This window comes from Peribacillus sp. Bi134 (assembly GCF_918698065.1).
Taxonomy (GTDB): domain Bacteria; phylum Bacillota; class Bacilli; order Bacillales; family DSM-1321; genus Peribacillus.
Genome location: NZ_CAKKLN010000005.1, coordinates 421669 through 447198 on the forward strand (window position 1 = coordinate 421669; position 25530 = coordinate 447198).

25 protein-coding genes are annotated in these 25530 nt (G+C 42.6%); 1 reads left to right on the forward strand and 24 read right to left on the reverse strand.

Annotated elements, in window-relative coordinates; genetic code table 11:
- Nucleotides 1–96: 96 nt before the first annotated feature.
- From era to rpsU, 13 genes are all read right to left on the reverse strand, one after another.
- Nucleotides 97–1026: a GTPase Era gene (gene era / locus LQ188_RS13350; RefSeq protein WP_101222597.1), complete on the reverse strand. Its 930-nt coding sequence runs from the start codon at nt 1024–1026 to the stop codon at nt 97–99.
- On the reverse strand, nt 1019–1417 hold the full coding sequence (locus LQ188_RS13355; protein WP_101222598.1) for a cytidine deaminase: 399 nt from the start codon (nt 1415–1417) through the stop codon (nt 1019–1021). Before LQ188_RS13355 ends, era begins: the two co-directional genes overlap by 8 nt.
- 39 nt (nt 1418–1456) lie before the next feature.
- Entirely contained in the window at nt 1457–1834 is a 378-nt protein-coding gene (locus LQ188_RS13360; protein ID WP_137019114.1) for a diacylglycerol kinase family protein, read from the reverse strand.
- Nucleotides 1812–2288 carry an rRNA maturation RNase YbeY gene (gene ybeY, locus LQ188_RS13365; RefSeq protein WP_101222600.1) on the reverse strand — a complete coding sequence of 159 codons (477 nt, stop codon included), beginning with the start codon at nt 2286–2288 and terminating at the stop codon, nt 1812–1814. Before ybeY ends, LQ188_RS13360 begins: the two co-directional genes overlap by 23 nt.
- Complete coding sequence (locus LQ188_RS13370) at nt 2285–4459, reverse strand: HD family phosphohydrolase (protein WP_230177026.1); 2175 nt, start codon at nt 4457–4459, stop codon at nt 2285–2287. Before LQ188_RS13370 ends, ybeY begins: the two co-directional genes overlap by 4 nt.
- Nucleotides 4460–4649: 190 nt before the next feature.
- A complete protein-coding gene (locus tag LQ188_RS13375; RefSeq protein ID WP_034308506.1) occupies nt 4650–5612 on the reverse strand; it encodes a PhoH family protein in 963 nt (320 codons plus the stop codon).
- A gap of 3 nt (nt 5613–5615) precedes the next feature.
- A complete protein-coding gene (gene yqfD, locus LQ188_RS13380) occupies nt 5616–6803 on the reverse strand; it encodes a sporulation protein YqfD (RefSeq protein ID WP_230177027.1) in 1188 nt (395 codons plus the stop codon).
- 15 nt (nt 6804–6818) lie between these two features.
- Nucleotides 6819–7103: a sporulation protein YqfC gene (yqfC, locus tag LQ188_RS13385; RefSeq protein WP_034308511.1), complete on the reverse strand. Its 285-nt coding sequence runs from the start codon at nt 7101–7103 to the stop codon at nt 6819–6821.
- A 112-nt stretch (nt 7104–7215) separates the two neighbouring features.
- On the reverse strand, nt 7216–7710 hold the full coding sequence (locus tag LQ188_RS13390; protein WP_230177028.1) for a hypothetical protein: 495 nt from the start codon (nt 7708–7710) through the stop codon (nt 7216–7218).
- A 22-nt stretch (nt 7711–7732) separates the two neighbouring features.
- The gene (gene floA, locus LQ188_RS13395) at nt 7733–8737 is read right to left on the reverse strand and encodes a flotillin-like protein FloA (protein WP_202190593.1); all 1005 of its coding nucleotides are present in this window, start codon (nt 8735–8737) and stop codon (nt 7733–7735) included.
- A 35-nt stretch (nt 8738–8772) separates the two neighbouring features.
- Entirely contained in the window at nt 8773–10098 is a 1326-nt protein-coding gene (locus LQ188_RS13400; RefSeq protein ID WP_230177029.1) for a nodulation protein NfeD, read from the reverse strand.
- A 298-nt stretch (nt 10099–10396) separates the two neighbouring features.
- Nucleotides 10397–10840, reverse strand: coding sequence for a GatB/YqeY domain-containing protein (locus tag LQ188_RS13405; RefSeq protein WP_101222605.1), 444 nt, complete (start codon nt 10838–10840; stop codon nt 10397–10399).
- A 14-nt stretch (nt 10841–10854) separates the two neighbouring features.
- Entirely contained in the window at nt 10855–11028 is a 174-nt protein-coding gene (gene rpsU, locus LQ188_RS13410; RefSeq protein WP_028391853.1) for a 30S ribosomal protein S21, read from the reverse strand.
- Between the two features lie 236 nt (nt 11029–11264).
- Between rpsU and LQ188_RS13415 the strand changes: the two genes are divergently transcribed.
- Entirely contained in the window at nt 11265–12197 is a 933-nt protein-coding gene (locus LQ188_RS13415; RefSeq protein WP_230177030.1) for a Na/Pi symporter, read from the forward strand.
- 570 nt (nt 12198–12767) lie between these two features.
- Here LQ188_RS13415 and deoC read toward each other — a convergent pair.
- The 11 genes from deoC to LQ188_RS13470 all read right to left on the reverse strand — a co-directional run bounded on the left by deoC (nt 12768) and on the right by LQ188_RS13470 (nt 25521).
- The gene (gene deoC, locus LQ188_RS13420) at nt 12768–13439 is read right to left on the reverse strand and encodes a deoxyribose-phosphate aldolase (RefSeq protein WP_230177031.1); all 672 of its coding nucleotides are present in this window, start codon (nt 13437–13439) and stop codon (nt 12768–12770) included.
- A 162-nt stretch (nt 13440–13601) separates the two neighbouring features.
- Nucleotides 13602–14939 (reverse strand): tRNA (N(6)-L-threonylcarbamoyladenosine(37)-C(2))-methylthiotransferase MtaB, encoded by a 1338-nt coding sequence (gene mtaB, locus LQ188_RS13425; RefSeq protein WP_230177032.1) that lies wholly within the window; start codon nt 14937–14939, stop codon nt 13602–13604.
- Between the two features lie 6 nt (nt 14940–14945).
- Entirely contained in the window at nt 14946–15698 is a 753-nt protein-coding gene (locus tag LQ188_RS13430; RefSeq protein WP_230177033.1) for a 16S rRNA (uracil(1498)-N(3))-methyltransferase, read from the reverse strand.
- 138 nt (nt 15699–15836) lie between these two features.
- On the reverse strand, nt 15837–16778 hold the full coding sequence (prmA, locus tag LQ188_RS13435) for a 50S ribosomal protein L11 methyltransferase (protein WP_101222610.1): 942 nt from the start codon (nt 16776–16778) through the stop codon (nt 15837–15839).
- A gap of 36 nt (nt 16779–16814) precedes the next feature.
- On the reverse strand, nt 16815–17930 hold the full coding sequence (dnaJ, locus tag LQ188_RS13440; protein ID WP_101222611.1) for a molecular chaperone DnaJ: 1116 nt from the start codon (nt 17928–17930) through the stop codon (nt 16815–16817).
- A gap of 302 nt (nt 17931–18232) precedes the next feature.
- The gene (gene dnaK / locus LQ188_RS13445) at nt 18233–20065 is read right to left on the reverse strand and encodes a molecular chaperone DnaK (protein WP_101222612.1); all 1833 of its coding nucleotides are present in this window, start codon (nt 20063–20065) and stop codon (nt 18233–18235) included.
- A 36-nt stretch (nt 20066–20101) separates the two neighbouring features.
- Nucleotides 20102–20692, reverse strand: coding sequence for a nucleotide exchange factor GrpE (grpE, locus tag LQ188_RS13450; protein ID WP_290370118.1), 591 nt, complete (start codon nt 20690–20692; stop codon nt 20102–20104).
- 99 nt (nt 20693–20791) lie between these two features.
- The gene (hrcA, locus tag LQ188_RS13455; protein WP_101222614.1) at nt 20792–21820 is read right to left on the reverse strand and encodes a heat-inducible transcriptional repressor HrcA; all 1029 of its coding nucleotides are present in this window, start codon (nt 21818–21820) and stop codon (nt 20792–20794) included.
- A 124-nt stretch (nt 21821–21944) separates the two neighbouring features.
- Nucleotides 21945–23096, reverse strand: coding sequence for a radical SAM family heme chaperone HemW (gene hemW, locus LQ188_RS13460; RefSeq protein ID WP_101222615.1), 1152 nt, complete (start codon nt 23094–23096; stop codon nt 21945–21947).
- An 89-nt stretch (nt 23097–23185) separates the two neighbouring features.
- Complete coding sequence (gene lepA / locus LQ188_RS13465; RefSeq protein WP_095389815.1) at nt 23186–25021, reverse strand: translation elongation factor 4; 1836 nt, start codon at nt 25019–25021, stop codon at nt 23186–23188.
- Between the two features lie 176 nt (nt 25022–25197).
- Entirely contained in the window at nt 25198–25521 is a 324-nt protein-coding gene (locus LQ188_RS13470) for a YqxA family protein (protein ID WP_053535740.1), read from the reverse strand.
- Nucleotides 25522–25530 lie beyond the last annotated feature (9 nt).

The window sequence follows — 25530 nt, forward strand, 5'->3', positions numbered from 1 at the left end:
AAGCCCACCTTTCATTTTTAACTAGCAATATGAATATCCGACCATATGATTAGCTTGACCGTTTTCCAAACTTTCATGACGCGTAAATTTTGTTAATTAATACTCGCTCTCATTGAAGCCATAATCACGAAGCTGGCTTGCTTTATTACGCCAATCTTTCTGCACCTTCACCCACAGTTCCAGGAAAACCTTTGAGCCCAATAAGTTTTCGATATCCACCCTGGCACGGCTACCGACTTCTTTAAGCATTTTCCCTTGCTTTCCGATGACAATGCCTTTTTGTGAATCACGTTCGACAACGATCGTCGCCATGACATTAATGGTGTCGCTGTTATCCATTTTTTTAATCGAATCGATGACAACAGCCACCGAATGCGGAATTTCTTCCCGTGTAAGGTGCAGCACCTTCTCGCGGACCAATTCGGAAATGATAAAACGTTCCGGGTGGTCGGTCACTTGGTCAGCAGGATAAAACTGGGGACCTTCAGGCAGATGTTCCTTGATTTGCTCAAGCAGTGTATCAACGTTATTTCCTTCAAGCGCAGAAATCGGAACGACTGCCGCAAAAGGGTAAAGCTGTTGGTATTTTTCAATGATCGGAAGTAAATCATCCGGATGCATCGCATCGATTTTGTTTACAACCAGGAAAACAGGCGTTTTTACGGATTGAAGTTTTTCAATGATAAACTCGTCACCGCGTCCGTATCCTTCAGTCGCATTGATCATGAAGAGAATCAAATCGACTTCCTTCAATGTATTCGTGGCCACTTTCATCATGAAATCACCAAGCTTATGCTTTGGTTTATGAATGCCGGGTGTATCGATGAAAATCATTTGTGAATCGTTTTGTGTAAGTACACCTTGGACCTTATTTCTTGTAGTTTGCGGTTTATCGCTCATAATGGCGATCTTTTGGCCGATGACCCGATTCAGAAATGTACTCTTCCCAACATTAGGTCGTCCAATAATCGAAATGAAACCTGATTTGTAATCTTTTACTTGTGTATCATTAAATAATTTATCCATTCAAATCCTCCGGTGAAAAAGCTCCTGGAAGCAATTCCTGTACTGTTAATTCTTTTATATCCCCATTTAAGTTGGTCAAAACAACCGGCATATCCTTTTCGCACAGTTCTGAAATAACCTGCCTGCATGCCCCGCATGGAGCAACGGGACCGTCGGTATCTGCCACGACTGCAAGTTTAACGAATTTTTTATCGTCATGTGCATAAGCGCTGAATAAAGCTGTCCTTTCGGCGCAATTACACATGCTGTATGCTGCATTTTCTATATTACAACCATGATAGACCTTTCCATCAGCGGTTAAAAGGGCTGCCCCAACCTTAAATTTGGAGTAAGGCACATAAGCTTTATCCCTTGCTTTTTTAGCTTCCTCAATCAATTCCTTTGTATTCAATTCACATCTTCCTTTCAAATTGAGTACCATTTCGGCAACCTACAGGCCAAACTTGGGCAAAAATATAATCAATCCAACTATTATAGAAAATATAGCATATATGAATACAGCTCCGGCTGCAATATCTTTTGCCTGCTTGGCAAGCGGATGGATTTGATCCGTTACCAGGTCCACTACCCTTTCAATCGCTGAATTAACGAGCTCCAAGGTAATCGTGCCGGCTATGGCCGCTAAAATGAAAAGCCACTCCATCCCATTCAATGAGAAGTACCAACCAAAGAATACGACGATGACCGTTAACACGAAATGAATCTTGATATTGCGTTCAGTCCGAACAGCCTCCAAAATTCCCTGACAGGCAAAAGAGAAACTTTTTAATAAAGGATACCTTTTTTTACCCTTCTCTTGAAAGTCCATATTCTTCCAAGATCTCCTTTTGTTTTGTGAACATCACTTTTTCATCTTCTTCATTCATATGGTCAAATCCTAATAAGTGAAGAAAACCATGCAGAGCTAAAAATCCAAGTTCCCGGTCAAATGAATGACCATATTCTTCAGCCTGTTCTTTCGTGCGTTCAATGGAAATGATGATATCCCCTAACATGCGGGGCATTTCGGCCCCGACAATTTCCACTTCATCTTCTCCCATTTCTTCAAGTGCAAAAGAAATGACATCTGTAGCTGAATCTTTATTACGATATTCTTTATTGATTTCCCGAATCCTATCATTGTCAACAAATGTAACAGACAGCTCGGTGTCTTTTTCAATGTTTTCTTTTCTTGCCGCAAATTGCAGAATGCTTTCAACAAGATGCTGAGCTTCCTCCGTTACTTCATTCGTTTCATCCATTAAATCGATAGCTAAAATCATTCTTTCACCTTCTGTCCTAATTTATCCGACTCCGGATATTCAATCCTGGAGTGGAAGATACCATTAAGCGATTCACATAAGGAATGCTTCACGATACTCAATTCTCTCATAGTAATGTCACATTCATCAAATTGACCATCAGAAATCCTGTCCTGAATGATGAAACTTACCAGTTCTTCAATCTTCTCCGGCGTTGGGTGCTTCATCGATCTCACTGCAGCTTCCACACTATCGGCTATGCCGATGACGGCTACTTCCTTCATTACCGCCCTCGGTCCGGGATACCGGTAGTCCGCTTCGAGTGTGGACTCATCCTGTTTTTTTGCCTTATGGTAGAAAAATTTCAATAAAGTGGTCCCATGATGCTGCTCTGCAATATCCACAATCTCTTTCGGGAATTTGTGACTGCGAAGCATCTCCCCGCCGTCTACGGCATGGGCAATGATGATATCCCTGCTCGTTTCCGGCTGCAGCCGATCATGCGGGTTCTCTTCATTCATCTGATTTTCGATGAAGAAATGCGGCCGCTTCGTTTTACCGATATCATGATAATAACTGCCGACCCTTGCCAGCAATCCATTCGACCCGATGGCTTCACAAGCCGATTCCGCCAAATTGGCGACCATCACGCTATGATGATATGTCCCGGGAGCCTCTATCAAGATCCTTCGAAGTAATGGATGATTGGGATTCGCTAGCTCGATAAGCTTAATCGATGATAAAATCCCGAAACCAGCCTCGAAAAACGGCAACAGGCCCATTGTCAAAACGGCTGCACCCACTCCAGAACCCATCGCAGCAGCAGCATAATACAAGTACTCCATTCTAGTATATTGGCTGTCCATAATGAAGATGAGCGAAAAAACAAATGCCATATTGATTAAAGCCAATAGCAGCCCTGCTACCAGCACCTTTGATTTGAAATTTGGCCTGGATAAAATGATGATTGCCGTCAATCCCCCGAAAATGATATAAAGCCCCATCGAGAAATCCAGATTTCCAGGTGTATCACCATTGAATATAATCGTACCATACGAACCTAACAATATGATCATCGCTACCGCTAACCTATCATTCAATAATATCTTGATGAGCATCGCCGCCATGGCACCCGGGAAAATGTATTCCAAGTTCGAGTTTTTCAGGTCTGCGAGAATGCTGACTGTTTTCATGGTAGCCATTGAAAGGATGAAGACAAGACTGAAGATCAATAACTGATTGTACTTGTTATCCTTTTTGGAAATGGAATAGTAGAAAAAGTAATAAAAAGCGGCAAAAGTCAGGACTATGAATAACAGCAGGCCGATATACGGGTAAATGGTAGACTCCGTATTTAAGAAGCCCGCCAATTCAAGCTGCCTATAAACATCCCTGTCCACTAATTGATTTTCTTCAACGATGATCTGACCTTGAAGGATCCTGATCGGCTCTACGCTTTCAACCGCTTTCCTACGCTGTTCCTCGGTTTTGTCCTTATCGAAAAATACATTCTGAATGATTGCCGTACGCGCAAGGGAAGTGGAGGCTTTTTTCATATCGCCGCTGATGCTCATATAGCCCAATTCCTCTACAACCTTTTTCTTGGCATTTTCGACGTCACTTGCTGCGATTCGGGAGCTCATCACATTATTCACGGCTGTAATGGTTGAATCCTTCGCTATTTTCAACTCATCTTCATCAGCCTGCACTAATGCAAGGAAAACGGATTCCTCGATATTTTTATTCACTTCATCGGTCAATTTTTCTTTTAATATGGAAACTTTTTGAGCATCCGTCTTTATTGTCTCTTTTTTATCCCCTTTTTCCTCATCTTCTTTATGATCTTCATCGGGTTGCGTTTCTTTATTCACCTCTATCGCTGAATCGAAAATGGATGAAATCAGATCGACTTTATTTTTTGCATATTCTTTTTTTAGAGAATAAACATCCGCCACCTGTTTTGAAATCTCTTCTTTTTCCTGTTCCGTCTTATAGGTATCTTCCACAGTCTTGGTTGAACGGATCGTTTGTTCAGCAGGCTTAAACAGCTCTACCTGGACCCTTTCCGGCTTAACATTGGAGAACATTAACACATAAGCAAACAAACCAAGAATGATGAACAATAGCACTTGAAAAAAGCGATGGACCAACAGCCCTTTTATTTGAGTGAAAAATTTCTGGATACGATTCAAGGAAGGTCCTCCTAATAAAAATGATGTTTATTATTCTAGATATGTAAAATCATAACAGTTTTTATGTGAATTTTCACCTTCGTATTGATAAATGTAAAGCTTCCTTCATTCCATATCCACTTTTTTACCATAAAGTTTGTAATTTAGACACATCAAGAAAAATCCGCCGATTGAAATGGCGGATTTCTTCTTATGACTTCGCCTGCTCGTAAGCAGTAATGATTTTGGCGACAAGCGGATGTCTTACAACATCACTTTGTTCAAAATAAACAAAGGAAAGGCCTTTAACATTCTTCAAGATCTCTTCTACCCTGACAAGACCTGACTTCATGCCTTTTGGAAGGTCAATTTGGGTCCGATCTCCCGTAATGACCATTTTCGATCCGAAACCAAGCCTGGTCAAGAACATCTTCATTTGGGCTTCCGTCGTATTCTGGGCTTCATCCAATATGACAAAGGCATCTTCAAGCGTACGGCCCCTCATATAAGCCAGAGGAGCTATTTCGATCGTTCCGCGCTCTATCATCCTCTGCGTCTGTTCCATCCCTAGAAGGTCATGGAGAGCGTCATACAGCGGACGTAGATAAGGATCTACCTTTTCCTTCAGATCACCAGGCAGAAAACCAAGGCTTTCCCCTGCTTCGACGGCAGGCCGTGTCAGGATGATCCGTTTAACATGTCCATTTTTCAATGCATTGATGGCCATCACTACAGCTAGATAGGTCTTCCCGGTTCCGGCAGGCCCAATTCCAAATACAAGGTCTTGTTTCTTTATTGCCTGGATATAGTATCTCTGCCCGATTGTTTTGACTTTAATGGATTTCCCCTTAGCCGTTTTTGCGATTTCCTCATCATATAATTCGCCGAAATACTCCAATGTGCCTTTTCTTGCCAATTCAATTGCATAAAGCACATCTCTGGAACTGATTGCAATTCCTTTTCTGACCACTGTCAATAACGCCTTGAGGATTTCCTCCCCCATCGTTACCCGCTCGATATCCCCGGCAACACTCACCGCTTCACCTCGGGTTATGACGGAAATGCCCAGCTCCTCTTCGAGCACTTTTACATTTGAATCTCCATTGCCCAATAAAGCGATCGCTTCATTAGGTGATTCTATTTCTAGCTTAATTACTTTCACATCATCTGCCATTCGTTAGTCTCCTTGAATGATTGGCTGTCCAATCGCTATATCTTCAATAACTTGGTAATGTATAGATAATTTTACTTTACCATTCTCCATGCTTTCGTGCAAAATTTTTTCTTCGACGATTTCATCTTCCTCTTCCAAATGCTTTTTCAATTCAGCTTTAGCCATTTTCCTGCCTTCCTCCACGGCTTCTTTCTCCGTATAACTTCGTACAATATCTTCCTTGCTCCTAAAGGTCACTTGTTTATAGGAAATGGGCAGTTCCCATTGAAGAAAGTGAAACGGCCTCATTGTCGTTTCTTTTTCCTGTTTTTCATATCCCGGATCCTTGAAACCCCATACCGGAAGGGAAAAGCCCCCCATTTTTAAAAAGTGCCTGCTCGCTTCATCTCCGTTAAAAACAGAAAACTTGGTTTTTAACGGTACTTCCACTTTCGCTTTATACCACGTTTTCCCTTTTATTACTCCTTGTGCGGATACAATTTCCTGTTTATCCTCTTTTCCAATCCATCCTGAAACAAGAAGCTGTCCCTTTCCTACATAATCATTCACATTAACAATAGATTGTCCTTTTTCAACGAACATATCAGTGATGATCGCTTTTTTAGAAGCTACCAAATTCTGCGGAGATGTTTTCTCGACCTCTTTAGGCTGCCGTTTTTCTACAACCCGAAAATGGTATGTCGTTCCCTTCAGCTCTACCCCTACCCATGTCAATGCACCGATCCGGTCCGACAGCTTACGCTGAATCGTATCCACATCATCAACAAAGAATTGCACTTTACCGATCTTCACGCCCATCTTGTCCAATTCTTTCCGGATGGCATGCTCGGTTGCCGGTTTGGCATCTTGAACCTCGATGCCCCATACCATATTGGAAAGTACGAATATGCATAGCAGAAAAGCGATCATCCCCGCTAAAAACCCGCTGTTTTTCATGACTCTCTTCAATAGGAAAGGGAAACCCTTTCCCTGCATGAACTTTACTTTACAATCGCTCTTACGCATGACCTGACGGAGTTTTGGGATATCCCTGATATCCATATGGAAAATCAGGGATTCACTTCCGACACGCTTCACTTCCCAGATATGAAGCCCCCTTCTCGTCAGCATATTGATCAGCCGTTCTGCACCTTTGCCATAAGCCTTCACCTTTACATAGCCTGTATAATAGTTTGTCCATTGGTTTTTCATGGAGACCTCCCGGGATCATTCATTGATAAAATAAACCTTATCAATTTTGCCTTCGAGCATGATTTCTTCCGGCAAAATCGTCTTTATGACAAAGGCATTTCCCTTTATCAGCAACTGCCCATTTTTCAGCATCAATCGCACTTCGCTGTCTGTAAAAGCCAATAAGCCACGATGGTTTTCAATATAAATATGTAATTGTCCGATCATTGTAATTCGCGGCAGGTCCATCATGACATCTTGCGGAAGGTCCATTGTTTTGGTCATAAGCTGTTTCACTTTTTTTCCCCAATTGCGTGCCATAAAAAAGAACCCCCTTTCATCTCAATGTATGAAATGAAAGAGGGTTCTAGCACAAAATTATAAGGGAATAAAAGTCTATTTTTTCAGGCTTTAAAAAAGCCAAGGCTCCGAATCACCTTCTGGACCTATGAAGACTTCTCTTCGCCCTTGGCGGTCCCAGCACTTCTGACATGATGATGCCATCAATCAGCTGTTTTTTGCCAAAAGACGGTCCTTTGCGATAGACCGGACTGTTTTTATCAGAAATCGTTGATGTAAGTTGATCTGCTTTCGCTTTTTGATATAAACGCTCTTGATCGTACTTCTGCTGAAGCCGTCTAAGCTCGGTAATCCTTTTGTTCGCTTCGTTCTTCGTCTCATCGATCACTTCAACAGCCTGTGCTGCCTGCTGTTCGACTTTCCTTACGGGAGGAGGTGCATGCTTTTGCTGCTGATTCGCTTGCGGCATTTCACCTTGAAGCTCCCGCATGACCTCCTGCCATTTCTTTTTCGGAGGCGTGCCAGGATCTTGAGTCTGCTTTTTCTTTCCTAACATGGACGTTAAAACACCGATCAAGACAATGATAAGGAATGGGTTCTCGAGAAAGAAATCAATAAAACCTCCCATTTAAAGACCTTCCTTCCCTGACCTAATTATTATTATGGTTATTGTTGTTATCTTTTGGATTTTCGGATATTTTACTGATGGAATCGCGCATATCCGTATCAGCCGTGATATTTTGGATATTCATATAATCCATCACTCCAAGGTTTCCGCTTTTCAGTGCATCAGCCATGGCCAACGGAACTTCGGCTTCGGATTGAACAACCTTCGCTCTCATTTCCTGAACACGGGCAACCATTTCCTGTTCAAGCGCAACAGCCATCGCACGGCGTTCCTCGGCCTTTGCCTGGGCTATCTTTTTATCGGCTTCGGCTTGGTCAGTCTGTAATATGGCCCCGATATTTTTACCGATATCCACTTCAGCGATATCAATGGAAAGTATTTCGAATGCCGTTCCTGAATCCAACCCTTTTGATAAAACCGTTCGTGAAATCAAATCGGGGTGTTCCAGTACATCCGTATGCATTTTCGAAGCACCGATTGTCGATACGATCCCTTCGCCTACACGGGCAATGATCGTCTCTTCACCGGCACCACCGACCAAGCGTTCAATATTGGCTCGCACCGTAATCCTTGCCTTCGCTTTCACTTCAATACCATTCATCGCCACACCAGAGATGAACGGGGTTTCAATCACTTTCGGGTTAACACTCATTTGAACGGCTTCCAATACATCACGGCCGGCAAGGTCAATAGCTGCACCCCGTTCGAAAGGTAACGTGATATTGGCTCGTTCTGCAGCAATTAATGCATTCACCACTCGATCGACATTACCGCCTGCAAGGTAATGGCTCTCCAATTGATTCGTTGAAACATTGATTCCAGCCTTATGGGCCTTGATAAGAGGATTGACGACCCTGCTTGGTATAACACGGCGAAGCCTCATTCCAACTAATGTAAATATGCTGATTTTGACTCCTGCCGCTAATGCGGAAATCCATAGCATTACTGGTACGAATGTGAAAAATACTGCCAATACGATGATAGCAGCAATCACTGCCAGTACAATAAATATCGTTCCTGAAGTTATCACTTAATGATTCATCCTTCCTGTATCTTTTAATTTTAATTTGAATCCGGTATTTCCCGGACGACTACCCTTGATCCTTCTACTTTCACGATAACGATTGATGAACCTTTGGAAATAAAGCTTCCTTCGGTCACGACATCCACTCTTTCTTCTTTGACCAAAGCAGTTCCTGAAGGCCTCAAATCTGTAAGGGCCTTCCCTTCAACACCTAATAAATCCAAACGATTCGGATTGCTGACATACCCTTGTTCCGTTTTTGTTGCATCGGTTAATATCATTTTCCTGAAAAATTTCATCTGTTTTCCAAACACCTTTACAAGTAGGATGAATACCAAAATGGATACGGTGACCGCAATTAGCAAGGATATCGTCATATGGACCGGATCTCCTGTCGCGAGGAATAGACTCCCCACTATCGCTGTAAATCCGAGCAGCCCGATAATCCCCCCTGGGATAAAAAATTCAATGAGTACGAGAATGACCCCAATGATGAACATCGCTAACGATTCGTATCCGGTGATACCGGCGACAAGATGACCATAGAAGAATAAAACAAGACTGGTGATTCCAATGACCCCCGGAATTCCAAAACCGGGTGAAAACAATTCCATCACAATCCCGATTCCCGCTATCGTTAATAAAATGGGTACGACGATCGGGTTGGTCAAAAAGCGGGCAAGTTTCTCAGGAAAGCTTTCTTCGATTGACCGAATATCAGCATCCTCAACTCCAAGTATACTATACAGCTCCGCTTTCCCAGAGACGGTGCCTTCACTATATCCAGCCTTTTTTGCCTGTTCGGCTGTAAATGTCAGCAACTTTCCTTTTTCCGCTCCATATTCGGGTAGATCGATGTCAACATCCGCCATCGCCTGGGCGTAAATGGGATCACGTCCATTTTGTTCTGCAGCAGTCTTCATGGCTGCTAACCAATAAGATTGCGCTTTCTTACCTGCAGCGTTCCCTGTAGAATCAATTACAGCGGCAGATCCCATGGTGGCACTCGGAACCATATAGATCTCATCTGCACTTAGAGAAATGTATGCCCCTGCAGATAAGGCCCTGTTATTGACGTAGGCAACTGTCTTGATTGGTGAATCGGACAGTAACTTTGCAATTTCCCCTGCTGCATCCACAGCACCTCCAGGAGTATTCACCTCGAAAACGACAAGGTCTGCATCAGCTGCTTCAGCAGTGGTAAGCGCGCGTTCCAAAAATGCCGAGAGTCCCTTTTCCACCGTTTCTTCTATTGGTACATGGTAAACGATCTTCTCGTTTGCAGATACCGTCGATCCCCCAAAAGAAGACATGGTGAACAGCAATCCAAATAAGAGTACAGATAAATAACGCCAAATTTTCAACGGAACGCCCCCTTTCCCGCATTAAACGCGGTAAGTGCCTCCAATATTCAGGAGGAAAACCTACCAGTAAATTCAGCACTCAACTAAATTCGAATAAGGAGCAAATGAAGCAACCCTTTACTCTGTTCTTTAGTTATTACGTATGTATATGAAAAAGGTTTCAAAAAAAGCAAATAAAATTAAAAATGCCCCTATTATCTTGGGCATCGTTTCAATAATATACGCATAAAATTCATGAAATACACAAAAACCACAGGCAAATTGCCTGCGGTTAGGTTTCGAGTTTTAAGTTTAGAGTTTAAGATAGATGTTGTTGTACTAATTTGTTTACTAGAGAACCATCCGCTTTACCTTTAACTTTAGGCATTAAAGCTCCCATAACTCGCCCCATATCTGCTTTGGATGTTGCATTGACTTCTTCAATCGTTTGTTTAACGATATTAGAAATGTCTTCTTCTGAAAGTTGCTCAGGCATATATGCCTCTACGTATACTAGTTCGGTGCGGACTTTATCCACGAGATCTGAACGACCTGCGTTTTCAAACTCCTGGAGGGAGTCTTTGCGTTGTTTTAATTCGCGAGAGAGCACTGTCAATTCTTCATCATCTGTTAAATCTTGCCTCTGCTTCAATGCTTCGTTTTGAATGGAAGCCTTCAGCATCCGAATAACAGATAGTTTGTCCTTTTCCTTGTTCTTCATCGCTTGTTTCATATCATTATTTAAACGCTCGAGAAGACTCATCTTTCCACCCTCTCTTAGAATTTACGTTTTCTTGCAGCTTCAGACTTTTTCTTACGTTTTACGCTTGGTTTTTCATAAAATTCACGCTTCCTAGCTTCCTGAAGCGATCCTGCTTTAGATACAGTACGTTTGAAACGACGAAGAGCATCTTCAAGCGATTCGTTTTTACGAACGACGGTTTTAGACATCTCTTTCCCTCCCTCCGAAAACAACACACTAACTCAAGTTGTCAACATGTTATACATGTACTAAACAATTATAATATATCATCTTTAGCAGGTCAACCAATAAAATCAAACTTATTTTGAATATCATCATGTTATTATCATAATTTTTCACTAAACAATCATTCAACTTGCATGAAAATCCAATTTATAGCATGTCTCCCGTTAATGGGCCATAAGCTTACTAAGAGGTGACAGTCATGCATGAGCTATTTTTATTCTTATTATTCATCGCGATATTTTTGGCGGGTATGTCAGTTTTACGCATCGGACTGTTCAATATGTCCGGTGCTGCATTAAAAAATTTTCTCTCGAAGGTAACGGATAAGCCATGGAAAGGCTTCATGGCCGGAACCATCTTTACGGGGATCCTGCAGAGCAGCTCGGCGGTCATGGTCATGACGGTCGGCCTCGTTTCCGCAGGAAGCTTAACGTTCCCGCAAACAATCGGGATTATTCTTGGAACGAATATCGGATCCACCTTTACAGCAGAGTTCATGACCTTTTCCTTGGATCGATGGATCATTCCCGGTGTCGTAAGCGGCGCTTTTCTTTGCTTCATGCCAAATGCATTACCGAGAAGCATAGGGATGTCCCTGATTGGAATCTCGGCCATCTTCGCGGCGATGAGCGGTTTTAAAATGCTTTCGACACCGATTGCAGCCTATTCTTCGATACAAACGCTCATCCATTACATAGAGGGCCATATGAGTTACGCCCTATTAGCCGGGATATTATTGACCGCACTCATTCACTCCAGTTCGGCAACCATCGGGATAGCCATGAGCTTTTTGATGAACGGGGAGTTATCCGTCTCCTCCGCAATCATTATCATGCTCGGATCGAATATTGGCACTTGCATCACCGGATACATGGCCAGCATCGGTTCTGGCAGACAAGCTGCCTTCACAGCTTATGCACATATTTGGCTAAACGTCATCGGGGTTGCCGCATTCCTGCCTTTTGTGGACATTCTGGAAAGCGCCGCTGCCTTTTTCACCGAAAATAAGGGGACACAGCTCGCCCATGCCAGTGTGATTTTCAATATCTTGACTTCTTTGGCCGTCTTGCCATGCTCACGGCAATTCTCCAACCTCATTCTTTTGGTGCATCGGCAACACTTAAAGAAATAAGGAGCTGTCCAAAACTCATTAGAGACTTTCTTATGGGCAGCTTCAGGGGAAGATGGACATAATATGTAGCTGTAATAGATATAAAAGGATAAATGATTACCGGGAGGTTTTTAGCTAATCTTTTTATAATTAACTTTATGGTTTATTAAGCTCAAACCACTCAATATAACAGCAGCTAATATCTAAATCCACAACCTATATTAGGTAGATGAAAAACGATTACTGCCATTATATATAAAAGAAAGTAAATCCCGTTTTTTCATTTTCCTCCCCATGTTCATGCATTTAATATAAGTCTGTTTACTCCCTGTTTGATACCCCTAATATCCATTGAATCCACAATAAACTTTTTTCTGAATTTATAGGTTCCAAAAATGACAAGTAAAAGTCCAAAATTGAAACGTTTCTTCTTTTTCAAGGAAATAAGCGCAATGCAATGCACTGCACAAAGGCATGGGCACTCGATTTATAATCCGTTTTATGGAAGTAATAAAAAACAGGCGGAGAAAAATAATTCATTTTTCTCCGCCTGTTTTATTTTAAGGACTTATTATACGGTCCCTTACAAAATCAATAATCGGAATCAGCCGTTAAGCCCTTTACGATGGAAACACCTGCACTCGCACCAATTCTTGTTGCACCAGCTTCAATCACTTTCTGGGCATCGCTCGTGTTGCGGACTCCGCCTGAAGCTTTGACACCGATATCCGGGCCAACTGTTTTTCTCATAAGCGTGATATCTTCAACAGTCGCTCCGCCGGTCGAGAAACCAGTTGATGTTTTCACAAAATCCGATCCGGCTTTTACGGCCAATTCACATGCACGGACTTTTTCTTCATCAGTCAATAAAGAAGTTTCAATGATCACTTTTGACAGAGCCTTACCAGTGGATGCCGCTACAACAGCACGAATATCCCGCTCTACCAACTCATCATCCTTGTCCTTCAATGCGCCGATATTGATCACCATATCGACTTCGTGAGCGCCATTGGAGATGGCGTCTTTCGTTTCAAAAGCTTTGGTTTCCGGTGTGGTTGCACCTAGAGGGAAGCCGATAACGGTACAAACTTTCACTTCTGAACCTTCCAAAAGTTCGCTTGCATATTTCACCCAAGTTGGGTTCACGCATACGGAAGCAAAGTTATACTCTCTAGCTTCTTCGCATAATACCTTTATTTGCTCTTTGGTTGCATCTGCTTTTAATAACGTGTGGTCAATTAAACCTGCTACATTTTGTGACATTAATAAATCCTCCTCAAAAACAATCTATACCTAGTTGTACGTACCTCTCATAATACCATAGTTTATCCACTTTGACGATATATATAGTCTTTACCCGAAAGTGCCAAGATAACACATCTAAAAGAGGATAAAAAAAAGACAGCGATTTACCGCTGTCTTAGATTAAATATTGGATGCTTGTTGCAACGGAAAATCCTTCACGACCGTCACGAACTGACCTTCACTAAATGGATAGCCAGACTTCGTAATCTTCACTTTGACGATTTCACCGACCATTTCTTCCGAAGCCGGGAAGACGACTTTCATGTAATTATCGGAATAGCCCTCATAAAGGCCATTTTCCAACTTCGTTTCAGGAATGACTTCAAGAACTTCCCCCTCGAATCGGGAGGCATACTCTTTTGCCAGCTGATCCGACAACGTGATAAGGCGATGTACGCGCTCATTCTTGACATCTTCATCGACTTGATCTTCCATACGGGCAGCCGGAGTCCCTGTCCGTTTTGAATAAGGGAAAACATGAAGTTCGGAGAATTTATATTTTTCTATAAAGTTAAATGTCTCCATGAATTCTTCTTCTGTTTCACCTGGGAAACCTACGATGACATCAGAGGTAACAGCAAGACCCGGAAGCGCAATTTTCAACTTCTCGATCCGATCCCCGAAGAAATCCATTGTATATTTACGTCTCATCCGTTTTAGAACTGTATCGGAACCCGATTGGATTGGTATATGCAAATGACGTACCACTTTTTTCGAATTCGTCAGCACTTCAATGATCTCATCTGTAATCTGGCTGGCTTCGATGGATGAAATACGGATACGCTTCAATCCATCGACTTTTTCCAAGTCACGCAGCAGCATCGCCAAATTATAGTCTTTCAAATCGTCTCCGTAGCCGCCAGTATGAATTCCGGTGAGGACTAGCTCTTTATAGCCTGCCTCGACAAGCTGTTCAGCTTGGTTAACGACTTCCTTTGGATCGCGGGAACGCATCAAGCCACGGGCCCAAGGGATGATGCAGAAAGTGCAGAAATTATTGCAACCTTCCTGAATCTTAAGTGAAGCTCGTGTACGGTCTGTAAAAGCAGGTACATCCAATTCTTCGTAGACACGGTTTTTCATGATATTCCCTACGGCATTGATTGGCTCACGCTCAACCTTGAATTGCTCGATGTAATCAAGAAGTTTAACCCTGTCCTGTGTTCCTACAACAATATCCACACCTGGTATGGCCATGATTTCTGCCGGTGAAGTCTGTGCGTAACATCCCGTTACCGCTATGACGGCATTCGGATTTTTACGAATGGCACGACGGATGACCTGACGGCTCTTCTTATCGCCAGTGTTTGTCACCGTGCATGTGTTGATGACATATACATCGGATGTATTTTCAAACTCAACACGATCATATCCTCCAGTTTTGAATAATTGCCATATGGCCTCTGTTTCATAATGATTCACTTTACAGCCTAATGTATGGAAAGCGACCGTTGCCATTTTTCATCACCTCAAAAGTTCTACATGATAAGAAACAGCGGAAAGTGCATATAAAGGTGCTGTTTCAGTTCTTAATATTCTTGGTCCAAGACCGCAAGCCATAAAACCGGCATCAGTCAGTTTTTCTATTTCCTTATCTGCTAAACCACCTTCAGGCCCAAAAACGAATAAGATGGATTGCCCAGCGGTGATATCTTTCAAGACAGAAGCGAGCACAGAAGTTTCCCCCCGTTTTGCCACTTCTTCAAAAGCGATTAATTTATGATCGAAACCTGAAGCATAACCAGCTAGCTGATCTGCCGTCATCGGTTCCTTGATGGCAGGGATAACCGTGCGGTGAGATTGCTCAGCCGCCTCTTTTGAAATCTTCTGGAGTCTCTCCAATTTCTTACCTACCTTTTTGTGGTCCCATTTTACCACCGAACGAGCAGCAATAAAAGGGATAAATTCAACGGCACCAAGTTCAGTACCCTTTTGAACGATATATTCCAACTTATCCCCTTTAGGCAGACCGCTCGCTATCACAACCCTTACAGGAAGTTCCTTTTCTTCATTCTTCCATTCGGAAACGGTCCCTATAACAGCATCATCAGTAATTTCCGAAATTTCCGCGACAGCTGTCATACCATTAGTTTTTACCGTAATGATCCGCTCCCCTGGTCCCATCCTCATCACCCTGGCGATATGGTGAAAATCATCGCCTGATATCGTCACCGTGTTTCCATTGATGTCTACATCGTTAAGAAAATACCGTTGCACACTGCCACCCACTTCGTCTAGTCTAAAAAACTCACAGGCTAACAGTCAGGAATCCAGAATGCAAGCCATGCAAAGATTCAAGCTAAAAAAAGGTACTCTGACTATCAAAATACCCGATAATCAGAGTAACTTTTTCAATTAATCATTTCTTTTCGCGATTATTGCCACCCAATCTTCCATCAAGATCGTTTCCTCAATGGTGAAACCAGATGCAATAATCGCATCCTTCACATCTTGTTTCTTAGTTTGAATGATTCCGGAAGCGATGAAATGTCCGCCAGGTTTAACGACTTTCGCTACATCATCCGTAAAACGCATGATCACCTCGGCAAGAATATTAGCCACGACGATATCCGCTTGTTCATTCACACCGTCCAGCAAATTGCCTTGTGAAACGGACACTTTATCCTGCACGTTATTTATTTCCACGTTTTGTATGGCTGACTGTACTGCCACTTCATCCAAATCAAGGGACTGGATTCGTTTTGCGTCCAATAATGCAGCTGCAATGCTTAGAACACCAGAACCCGTTCCTACATCAACGACTAAATCCCCAGGCTGTACTGTACGCTCCAGCGCTTGGATGCACATGACCGTCGTCGGGTGTGTACCCGTTCCGAAAGCCATGCCTGGATCAAGTTCAATGATCAATTCGTCACTGCTAACTGGAGTGTAGTCTTCCCATGTTGGCACGATGGTAAAACGTTCGGATATCTTGACGGGGTTATAATATTTTTTCCAAGCCGTCGCCCACTCTTCCTCATTCACTTCACTAATTGAAACAACATTTTTCCCAAGGTCTATATCAAAAAGAAGGAGATTATTGATTGATTCCTTAATAGCATCAACGGTATCGTTAAGAAAGCTGTTAACGGGCAGATAAGCCTTAATGACTACACCTTCATCCGGATAATCATCTGGGTTTAAGTGGTAGATTTCGCCAAAAACATTTTCACGTTCCTTGACTAATTCTAGAGGATCCTCAATGACAACACCGCTCGCACCTGCCTCATGAAGAATATTCGAAACAGGTTCAACCGCTTCATTTGTTGTTTGGATTGCAAATTCAGACCACTTCATAATCTACCAACTCCCAATTTGTTCTTTTACTTTTATTCACCTATCTTTAAAAGCACGCTTTACTTTTGAGAAAAAGCCATCATCTTGTTCATCTACGCCTTGTCCGCTGATATCACTGAACTCACGAAGCAAGTCCTTTTGTTTTTCCGTTAATTTCTTAGGGGTGACCACTAATACGACCACATGCTGATCTCCTTGGCCATACCCTCTTACATTCGGAACACCTTTGCCTTTTAAACGGAAACGAGTGCTTGTTTGTGTACCTGCTGGAATCTTCAGCTTCACTTTTCCATGCAGCGTCGGAACTTCTATTTCATCACCCAATGCTGCCTGGGCAAACGTAACCGGCATTTCACAATAAATATCATCGCCATCCCGCTCAAAGAATTCATGGCTGCGTACATGGAAGACTACATACAGGTCTCCCGCCGGACCGCCATTTATTCCTGGCTCTCCTTGGCCGGTTACACGCAACTGCTGGCCATCATCAATTCCTGCTGGCACCTTGACTTGGATCTTTTTACGTTTTTGGACTTTTCCGTCGCCGCCGCATGTTGAACATTTATTAGGAATGATTTTTCCTGTACCTTGACAATGGTGACATGCTCTCCGGTTCACAATCCTTCCGAACGCTGTGTTTTGTTCAACATTCAATTGACCGGTTCCATGACAATGTGAACAGTTTTCCACTTTTGTACCAGGTTTGGCACCGGATCCTTTACATGTATCACAATTCTCTTCACGCGGAATTTCAATCTCAGTTTCTTTTCCGAATGCAGCCTCTTCAAAAGAAAGCGTCATCGTATACTGTAGGTCCGCCCCTTGACGCGGTGCATTAGGATCTCTCCTGCGACCGCCGCCGCCAAAGAAGCTACTGAAAATATCTTCAAAACCGCCGAAACCGCCAAAGTCCTGACCGCCAAAGCCTTGATTGGGATCTGTATGTCCGAATTGGTCATAATGGGCCTTTTTCTGTTCGTCACTCAATACTTCGTAAGCTTCCTTGATTTCCTTGAATTTATCCGCAGCATCGTCCGCTTTATTAATATCAGGGTGATATTGTTTGGAGAGCTTTCGATACGCTTTTTTGATTTCATCCTTCGAAGCACTTTTCGAAAGGCCTAACACCTCATAATAATCGCGTTTACTCATATCTAAAATCCACTCCCGATTCGATTCACATAAAGGTAATATTATCACTGAACGAAGATAATAATCAACTAGAAAAGTACAAACGGCTTTGACACATTTTTGTAATTGGTACTGCCAGCCCCGATTTGCACATCTTTTTCTCTAAAATCCCATGATTCCCCACCAGCGATTGAAACACTTCCTGACAATGATTCCATCCATTGTAAAAAAAGCCAAAGTCAAGATAACCTGACTTTGACTTTTTTACAATGGCAGGCAGAAACTAACTGCCCAATATTTCAGTGCCCCGATTGGGCCACTTTTTATTTTTTCTCTTCTTCGTTAACTTCAGTGTATTCAGCATCAACCACATTATCGTCTTGAGCTGATTCGCCAGCACCGGCTTCTCCAGCTTGCTGAGCTTTTGCCGCTTCTTCATAAAGCTTCATTGTCAAAGCTTGAACGATTTCGTTAAGCGCATCTTTTTTCACGCGGATTTCTTCAAGCTCATTTTTCTCGATTGCAGCTTTCAGTTCATCCTTCGCTTCATTCGCTTTTGTTACTTCCGCTTCGTCCACTTTACCTTCTAGATCTTTCAGCGTTTTTTCCGTTTGGAAAACTAATTGATCAGCTTCGTTACGAAGTTCAACTTCTTCTTTACGTTGTTTATCGCTATCGGCATTTTCTTCTGCTTCACGTACCATGCGTTCGATCTCTTCATCAGAAAGTCCTGAAGACGATTTGATTGTGATCGCTTGTTCTTTGTTCGTGCCAAGATCTTTCGCACGAACGTTCACGATACCGTTTTTATCAATATCGAATGTCACTTCAACTTGCGGAACTCCACGCGGTGCCGGTGGAATGTCACTCAATTGGAAACGGCCAAGAGTTTTGTTATCCGCAGACATTGGACGCTCACCTTGAAGGACATGGATATCAACTGCCGTTTGATTATCAGCCGCTGTCGAGAACACTTGTGATTTACTTGTCGGAATCGTAGTATTACGGTCAATCAGTTTCGTGAATACTCCGCCCATCGTTTCAATTCCAAGTGAAAGTGGAGTTACATCAAGAAGGACAACGTCTTTAACATCCCCTGTTAATACGCCACCTTGAATTGCTGCACCCATTGCCACCACTTCATCAGGGTTTACACCTTTGCTTGGTTCTTGACCGATTTCCTTTTTGATTGCTTCAACAACCGCAGGAATACGTGTAGATCCACCAACAAGGATTACTTTGTCGATTTCAGATGCTGAAAGACCAGCATCTTTCAATGCTTGACGAGTTGGTCCCATAGTGCGTTCCACAAGACCTGTAGAAAGCTCATCGAATTTAGCTCTAGTCATTGTTACGTCCAAGTGAAGCGGTCCAGCTTCTCCAGCAGTGATGAATGGTAAAGAAATTTGAGTTGACGTTACGCCGGAAAGATCTTTTTTCGCTTTTTCAGCTGCATCTTTCAAACGTTGAACCGCCATTTTATCTTTTGAAAGGTCGATTCCGTTTTCTTTCTTGAATGCTTCAACCAGGTAATCGATGATGACTTGGTCGAAATCATCCCCACCTAGACGGTTGTCGCCAGCTGTGGACTTAACTTCGAAAACGCCGTCTCCAAGTTCCATGATCGACACGTCAAATGTACCGCCGCCAAGGTCGAATACAAGGATCGTTTGATCTTCTTCCGTTTTATCCAAACCGTATGCAAGTGCTGCAGCTGTCGGTTCGTTGATGATACGTTCCACTTCAAGGCCTGCAATTTGCCCAGCATCCTTAGTTGCTTGGCGTTCTGCATCATTGAAGTAAGCAGGTACAGTGATAACCGCTTTAGTCACTTTTTCGCCAAGATACTCTTCAGCGTATGATTTCAAGTATTGAAGGATGATTGCAGAAACTTCTTGAGGTGAGTATTCTTTTCCTTCAATTACTTCTTTATGGTCAGTACCCATATGGCGTTTAATGGAGATGATCGTATTAGGGTTTGTAATCGCTTGGCGTTTTGCCACTTCCCCTACTTGCCTTTCTCCATTTTTGAATGCCACTACGGATGGAGTTGTACGGTTTCCTTCTGGATTCGGGATTACTTTTGGTTCCCCGCCTTCAAGTACAGATACACAAGAGTTTGTTGTACCTAAGTCAATACCAATAATCTTGCTCATAGTTTCACTACCTCCCAATTATTTATATGTAAAAATCTATTCGTTCACTTTTACCATTGCAGGTCGAATCACACGGTCTTTAAGAAGGTATCCTTTTTGGAATTCCTCGACGACGATGTTCGAACCGAAGTTTTCATCCTGAACTTGCATGACCGCTTGATGCAAACGCGGATCGAACTCTTCGCCAACCGAACTGATCGGTTCGATGCCTTCTTTAGACAATGCATCAGTAATCGCTTTATAGACCATTTCCATGCCTGATAGCAAGGATTTCGTCTGTTCATTTTCCGCTTCGATTTTTGTAGCTCTTTCAAAATTATCAAGAGCCTCCACTAAATCACTAGCAATGCTTTGAACTCTATATTTTTGAGCCGCCTCCATATCAAGCTTGGCACGGCGTCTTGAATTATCAAAATCGGCCTGCAGACGAAGATAACGATTATCCATTTCCTCGATTTTCGCCTCAAGTTCAGCAATCTTTTCATGAGCCAATTGAAGTTCATCTTTTTCAACCGGACCTTGGTTTTCTTCCGCTGGAATTTCTTCTTCAGCGAAAACTGCTTCTGCAGAACTTTCCTCGATTGTTTCATTATCCAATGTTTGTTCTTCGTTTTTATTTTCTGTCACAATCTCACCTCCCTAAAAGGGTTATACAATTTATGCTAAAGTAATATGCCAGGCCGCGGAATATGCTTCTCCGCCACCTTAACAATATTACCTTTGCTACTATTTTTGATACAGTTTTGTCATCAGGGCCGTTAAATCTTTCGAGAAGAACGAAAGCAAACTGATCACTCTCGAATATTCCATTCTCGTTGGACCCAATATGGCCAATGTGCCAACTTGCTCCTGCCCGATTGAGTAGGTCGCCGTAATCAAACTGCAGTCATCGAGCACTGTGTTTTGATTTTCACGGCCGATCTTGACGTGGATGCCCGATGGATTTTGAGTAATTAGTTCATAAAATCCCTGTTCCTGCTCAATCATCGATAAAAGCGTACTTACTTTAGCAATATCATGGAACTCCGGCTGCCTCAGCATATTCGTTTTCCCGCCAAAAAATATTTTTTCGGGCTTTGTGTCCGTCAGGGTCTCCGCAAGGGTCGAGACCATCGATCCATAGTTATGAATGTGGCGGCTCAATAGAACTGCCACTTCCTTATAGATCTTATCCTTTAGATCAACTAGCGGAACATCGACCAAACGGGAATTCAATATGTTCACCATCTTCTCGATTTCGTTTATATCAAAAGAAGGCGGTAAGGAAATCATTCGATTTTCCACATGACCTGTATCTGTAATGATGATGGCTATTGCCGTTTCAGGACTTAAAGGAATGATCTGGATTTTTTTCAGCTTATGCTCATTCACTTTTGGCCCCAGTACAATCGCCGTATAATTCGTCAGTTCCGAAAGTATTTTCGCTGACTTCTGTACGATCTTTTCCAATTCATAAATTCGTTCTACAAAAACGGATTTTAATATCTTCACTTCATTCTTTTTCGGAGCTTGAGGAGAAAGTAAATGATCCACATAATATCTATACCCTTTTTCAGAAGGGATCCTACCGGAAGAAGTATGGGTTTTTTCTAAAAATCCCATTTCTTCAAGATCGGACATTTCGTTGCGAATTGTGGCAGAGCTGAACGTAATTTCATCTTTCTTCGACAAGCTTCGTGACCCGACTGGCTGGGCAGAATGGATGAAATCCTCGATTATCACTTGTAGAATCAATAATTGACGATCAGTTAGCATGTATGATCACCTCTGTTAGCACTCTGTCTCATCGAGTGCTAATATACTAATAAATTATCAAATGAAGCTTATGATGTCAACAATGAAAACCGCTAATTCACCGTTAAAATAACTTGAGTTTCCTTCAGTCGGAATCAATAACGCCCAAAAATGATTGGAACACTTCATTTCCAAGCAGTTTGCCCTGCTCAGTCAAGCGCACGAACCCGCCTTCCACCTTAAGCAGACCCTTTGCCGATCCTTCTTCGAGCGGTTTCCTGAAAATCTCCGTCATTTCAACAAAAAATTTATTCTTGAAGATTTCCAATGAAACTCCTTCCGTTTTCCGGAGCCCCAAAAACATCTCCTCTTCCATCCGTTCATGAAGCGGTACTGGGTGCTCTTCCAATACAGGCAGCTCGTTCGCCAGCAATGGCGTGATATATTTCTTCACAGGTCCATGATTGGCAACCCTTTTACCTCCAGTATAGCCATGTGCACCGGCACCAATCCCATAATACTCCACATTATCCCAATATGTCAGGTTGTGCCTGCTTTCAAACCCAGTTCGGGCAAAATTACTGATTTCATATTGATGCAGACCATGCTTCTCCATCTCTTCCATCAGTTTCTCATACATCGAAGCCTCGAGCTCCTGAGGCGGCAGGTTCAATTTACCCCTTCGCATCTGGTTATAAAAAACAGTCTTCGGCTCAACGATCAATGAGTAGCTGGAATAGTGCGGCAATTGAAGGGCAATCGCTTTATCCAGCGTATCCTTGAAATCTTCCATCGTTTGGCCCGGCAATCCATATATCAAGTCGATGCTGATATTCGTAAAGCCAACCTCTTGAGCCAAATGAATCGTTTCATATACTTCTAGAGCCCGGTGAGTCCGGCCGATTCGTTTTAACAATTCATCATTGAAGCTTTGCACTCCAAAGCTAAGTCTATTGACCCCTGAGTCATAAAGTATCTTCAGTTTTTCCCTCGAAAGGTCTCCTGGATTGGCTTCGAATGTATATTCAGCCTTTTTGGGATCAAAGGGCAGGGTTTCATTGATCGCTTCACATAAGAATGCAAGCTGCTTTTCATCAAGAGAGGTCGGTGTCCCTCCACCGACGAAAACCGTATCCAAACCGGCAGTCGGGTATTTAGAAAGCTGCATCACCATTTCCCTTTTCATCATCTGTAAATATTCTTCGACCGGCTGTCCCTGCAAAAATACTTTATTGAAATCACAATAGTGACAAATATGTTCACAAAATGGTATATGGAGGTAGGCGCTTTTAATCATTGTGTTCACAACCTTTTAATCGAATGAGTCGATAGAAAAAGAGGCTAGATTTCCTCTACCCTCTTTTTACTATCTATCGTTTATTTTATTTATTTCTTTGGTGTCGTATCATCCATTTTCAAAACAGCCATGAAAGCTTCTTGCGGCACTTCAACGGAACCTACCTGTTTCATCCGCTTTTTACCTTCTTTCTGTTTTTCGAGCAACTTACGTTTACGGGAAATATCGCCGCCGTAACATTTAGCCAATACGTTTTTGCGCATTGCACTAATTGAGGAACGGGCGATGATTTTTTGCCCGATTGCTGCTTGGATCGGCACTTCAAATTGTTGTCTTGGAATCAATTTCTTCAATTTTTCAACGATGACTTTACCGCGCTCATAAGCAAAGTCCTTATGAACGATGAAACTTAAAGCATCGACAGTTTCAGCATTCAGCAAGATATCCATTTTCACAAGCTTGGACGGTTTATAGCCGATCAGCTCATAATCGAATGAAGCATAGCCTCTTGTATTGGATTTCAATTGATCGAAGAAATCATACACGATTTCCGATAATGGTATTTCGTAGTGAATGCTTACACGGGTCTCATCGATATATTCCATATCAATGAAGTTTCCGCGTTTATTTTGACAAATTTCCATGATCGCCCCGACAAACTCCGTCGGCGCCATCATCGTCGCTTTGACATATGGCTCCTCGACCCGTTCGATCTTTTGAGCATCAGGCATATTAGACGGGTTATCCACTTTCAGGACCGTTCCGTCCGTTTGGACCACATCATAAATAACACTCGGTGCAGTGGTGATCAGGTCGATTTTGAATTCACGTTCAATCCGTTCCTGGATAATTTCCATATGAAGGAGTCCAAGGAATCCGCAACGGAAACCGAAGCCCAATGCTTGCGATGATTCCGCCTCGAACTGCAGCGCTGAATCGTTCAATTCCAATTTCTCCAATGCATCCCTTAAATCATTGAATTTCGATGCGTCAATTGGGTATAGGCCGCAATATACCATCGGGTTCATCTTCCGGTAACCCGGCAATGGTTCTGTCGCACTGTTCACGGCACTTGTAATCGTGTCACCAACAGTCGTATCACCAACGTTTTTAATGGCTGCCGTAAGGAAACCTACATCACCTACGTTCAGTTCATCCAACAGCTGGGTTTTAGGGTTGAAGACACCCAATTCGGTAACATCGAATTCCTTGCCAGTGGACATCATTTTGATTTTATCGCCCACTTTAATGGAACCCTCAACAACACGGATATAGGCAACTACACCTCGGTACGCATCAAATAGTGAATCGAAAATAAGCGCCTTGAAAGGAGCATCCGGATCACCTTGTGGAGCTGGAACCAATTCAACGACCTGTTCCAGAATCTCCTCGATTCCGATTCCCGCCTTAGCAGAAGCCAAGACTGCATCGGAAGCATCCAACCCGATCACTTCCTCGATTTCTCCACGCACACGTTCCGGATCTGCACTCGGCAAATCGATTTTATTGATGACCGGAATGATTTCCAGATTGTTGTCCAATGCTAAATAAACGTTTGCAAGCGTTTGGGCCTCAATACCCTGTGCCGCATCGACAACAAGGACAGCTCCTTCACAAGCTGCAAGGCTTCGTGACACTTCATACGTAAAATCGACATGTCCCGGTGTATCAATAAGATGGAAGATATATTCTTCTCCATCTTTCGCGTTATATTTCAATTGAATCGCATTCAATTTAATCGTAATTCCACGCTCACGCTCTAAATCCATGGAATCCAACAGCTGACTCTTCATTTCACGCTGAGTCATGGCGTTCGTTTTTTCAATGATACGATCCGCCAATGTAGATTTACCATGATCAATATGAGCGATGATGGAAAAGTTACGAATTTTTGATTGTCTTTTTAATTTTTCTTCTCTATTCATGACGTTCACTCCCACTTGTCGACACAATACACTATTTTTTATTATATCAATAGAAAATGCAAGATTCAACAGAATAGTTACAAAAGAAGCCTCATTGCAGGGCATCGGATAAAAAAAGGCTGCATTCCGGATTCGGATGCAGCCTTTTGGCAGGGCACACTCAACTTACTTCATACCTAAATCATATCAATAAGTGCTTGAAAGGCCCCTGATATGGTCTCCCCAAGCGTTTTGCCGATCGATGAGAAAAAGTTGAAGGCCTTCATTTCTTCAAGCTTTTCTTTTTTCGTCTCCAAATCATGACTGGTTACTTTTTCGCCAAGGATATCCGCTTCCATCTCCCCTTGGTCCGATTGGTTAATAATGAATGCACTATTCAAAGAGGGATCTTCATACCCCTTCATTTTTTTCATCCCGTCGTTCGCTTGCTGCATCCCGATTAGAACACCTAAAAATAATACGAGCACAATCCCTGTACATTTCAACCAAAATCGAACCATGATAAGAGA

Excerpts from the sequence above, each read along its gene's own strand:
- LQ188_RS13405 (WP_101222605.1), bottom strand. The coding sequence starts at position 10,840 with ATGAGTCTTCTCGAGCGTTTAAATAATGATATGAAACAAGCGATGAAG.
- prmA (WP_101222610.1), bottom strand. The coding sequence starts at position 16,778 with ATGAAGTGGTCTGAATTTGCAATCCAAACAACAAATGAAGCGGTTGAA.
- lepA (WP_095389815.1), bottom strand. The coding sequence starts at position 25,021 with ATGAATAGAGAAGAAAAATTAAAAAGACAATCAAAAATTCGTAACTTT.
- LQ188_RS13375 (WP_034308506.1), bottom strand. The coding sequence starts at position 5,612 with ATGGCAGATGATGTGAAAGTAATTAAGCTAGAAATAGAATCACCTAAT.
- hemW (WP_101222615.1), bottom strand. The coding sequence starts at position 23,096 with ATGATTAAAAGCGCCTACCTCCATATACCATTTTGTGAACATATTTGT.
- deoC (WP_230177031.1), bottom strand. The coding sequence starts at position 13,439 with ATGTCACAAAATGTAGCAGGTTTAATTGACCACACGTTATTAAAAGCA.
- LQ188_RS13360 (WP_137019114.1), bottom strand. The coding sequence starts at position 1,834 with ATGGACTTTCAAGAGAAGGGTAAAAAAAGGTATCCTTTATTAAAAAGT.
- era (WP_101222597.1), bottom strand. The coding sequence starts at position 1,026 with ATGGATAAATTATTTAATGATACACAAGTAAAAGATTACAAATCAGGT.
- LQ188_RS13415 (WP_230177030.1), top strand. The coding sequence starts at position 11,265 with ATGCATGAGCTATTTTTATTCTTATTATTCATCGCGATATTTTTGGCG.
- hrcA (WP_101222614.1), bottom strand. The coding sequence starts at position 21,820 with ATGCTAACTGATCGTCAATTATTGATTCTACAAGTGATAATCGAGGAT.
- yqfC (WP_034308511.1), bottom strand. The coding sequence starts at position 7,103 with ATGGCACGCAATTGGGGAAAAAAAGTGAAACAGCTTATGACCAAAACA.
- ybeY (WP_101222600.1), bottom strand. The coding sequence starts at position 2,288 with ATGATTTTAGCTATCGATTTAATGGATGAAACGAATGAAGTAACGGAG.
- LQ188_RS13470 (WP_053535740.1), bottom strand. The coding sequence starts at position 25,521 with ATGGTTCGATTTTGGTTGAAATGTACAGGGATTGTGCTCGTATTATTT.
- dnaJ (WP_101222611.1), bottom strand. The coding sequence starts at position 17,930 with ATGAGTAAACGCGATTATTATGAGGTGTTAGGCCTTTCGAAAAGTGCT.
- LQ188_RS13390 (WP_230177028.1), bottom strand. The coding sequence starts at position 7,710 with ATGGGAGGTTTTATTGATTTCTTTCTCGAGAACCCATTCCTTATCATT.
- dnaK (WP_101222612.1), bottom strand. The coding sequence starts at position 20,065 with ATGAGCAAGATTATTGGTATTGACTTAGGTACAACAAACTCTTGTGTA.
- mtaB (WP_230177032.1), bottom strand. The coding sequence starts at position 14,939 with ATGGCAACGGTCGCTTTCCATACATTAGGCTGTAAAGTGAATCATTAT.
- rpsU (WP_028391853.1), bottom strand. The coding sequence starts at position 11,028 with ATGTCTAAAACCGTCGTTCGTAAAAACGAATCGCTTGAAGATGCTCTT.
- yqfD (WP_230177027.1), bottom strand. The coding sequence starts at position 6,803 with ATGAAAAACCAATGGACAAACTATTATACAGGCTATGTAAAGGTGAAG.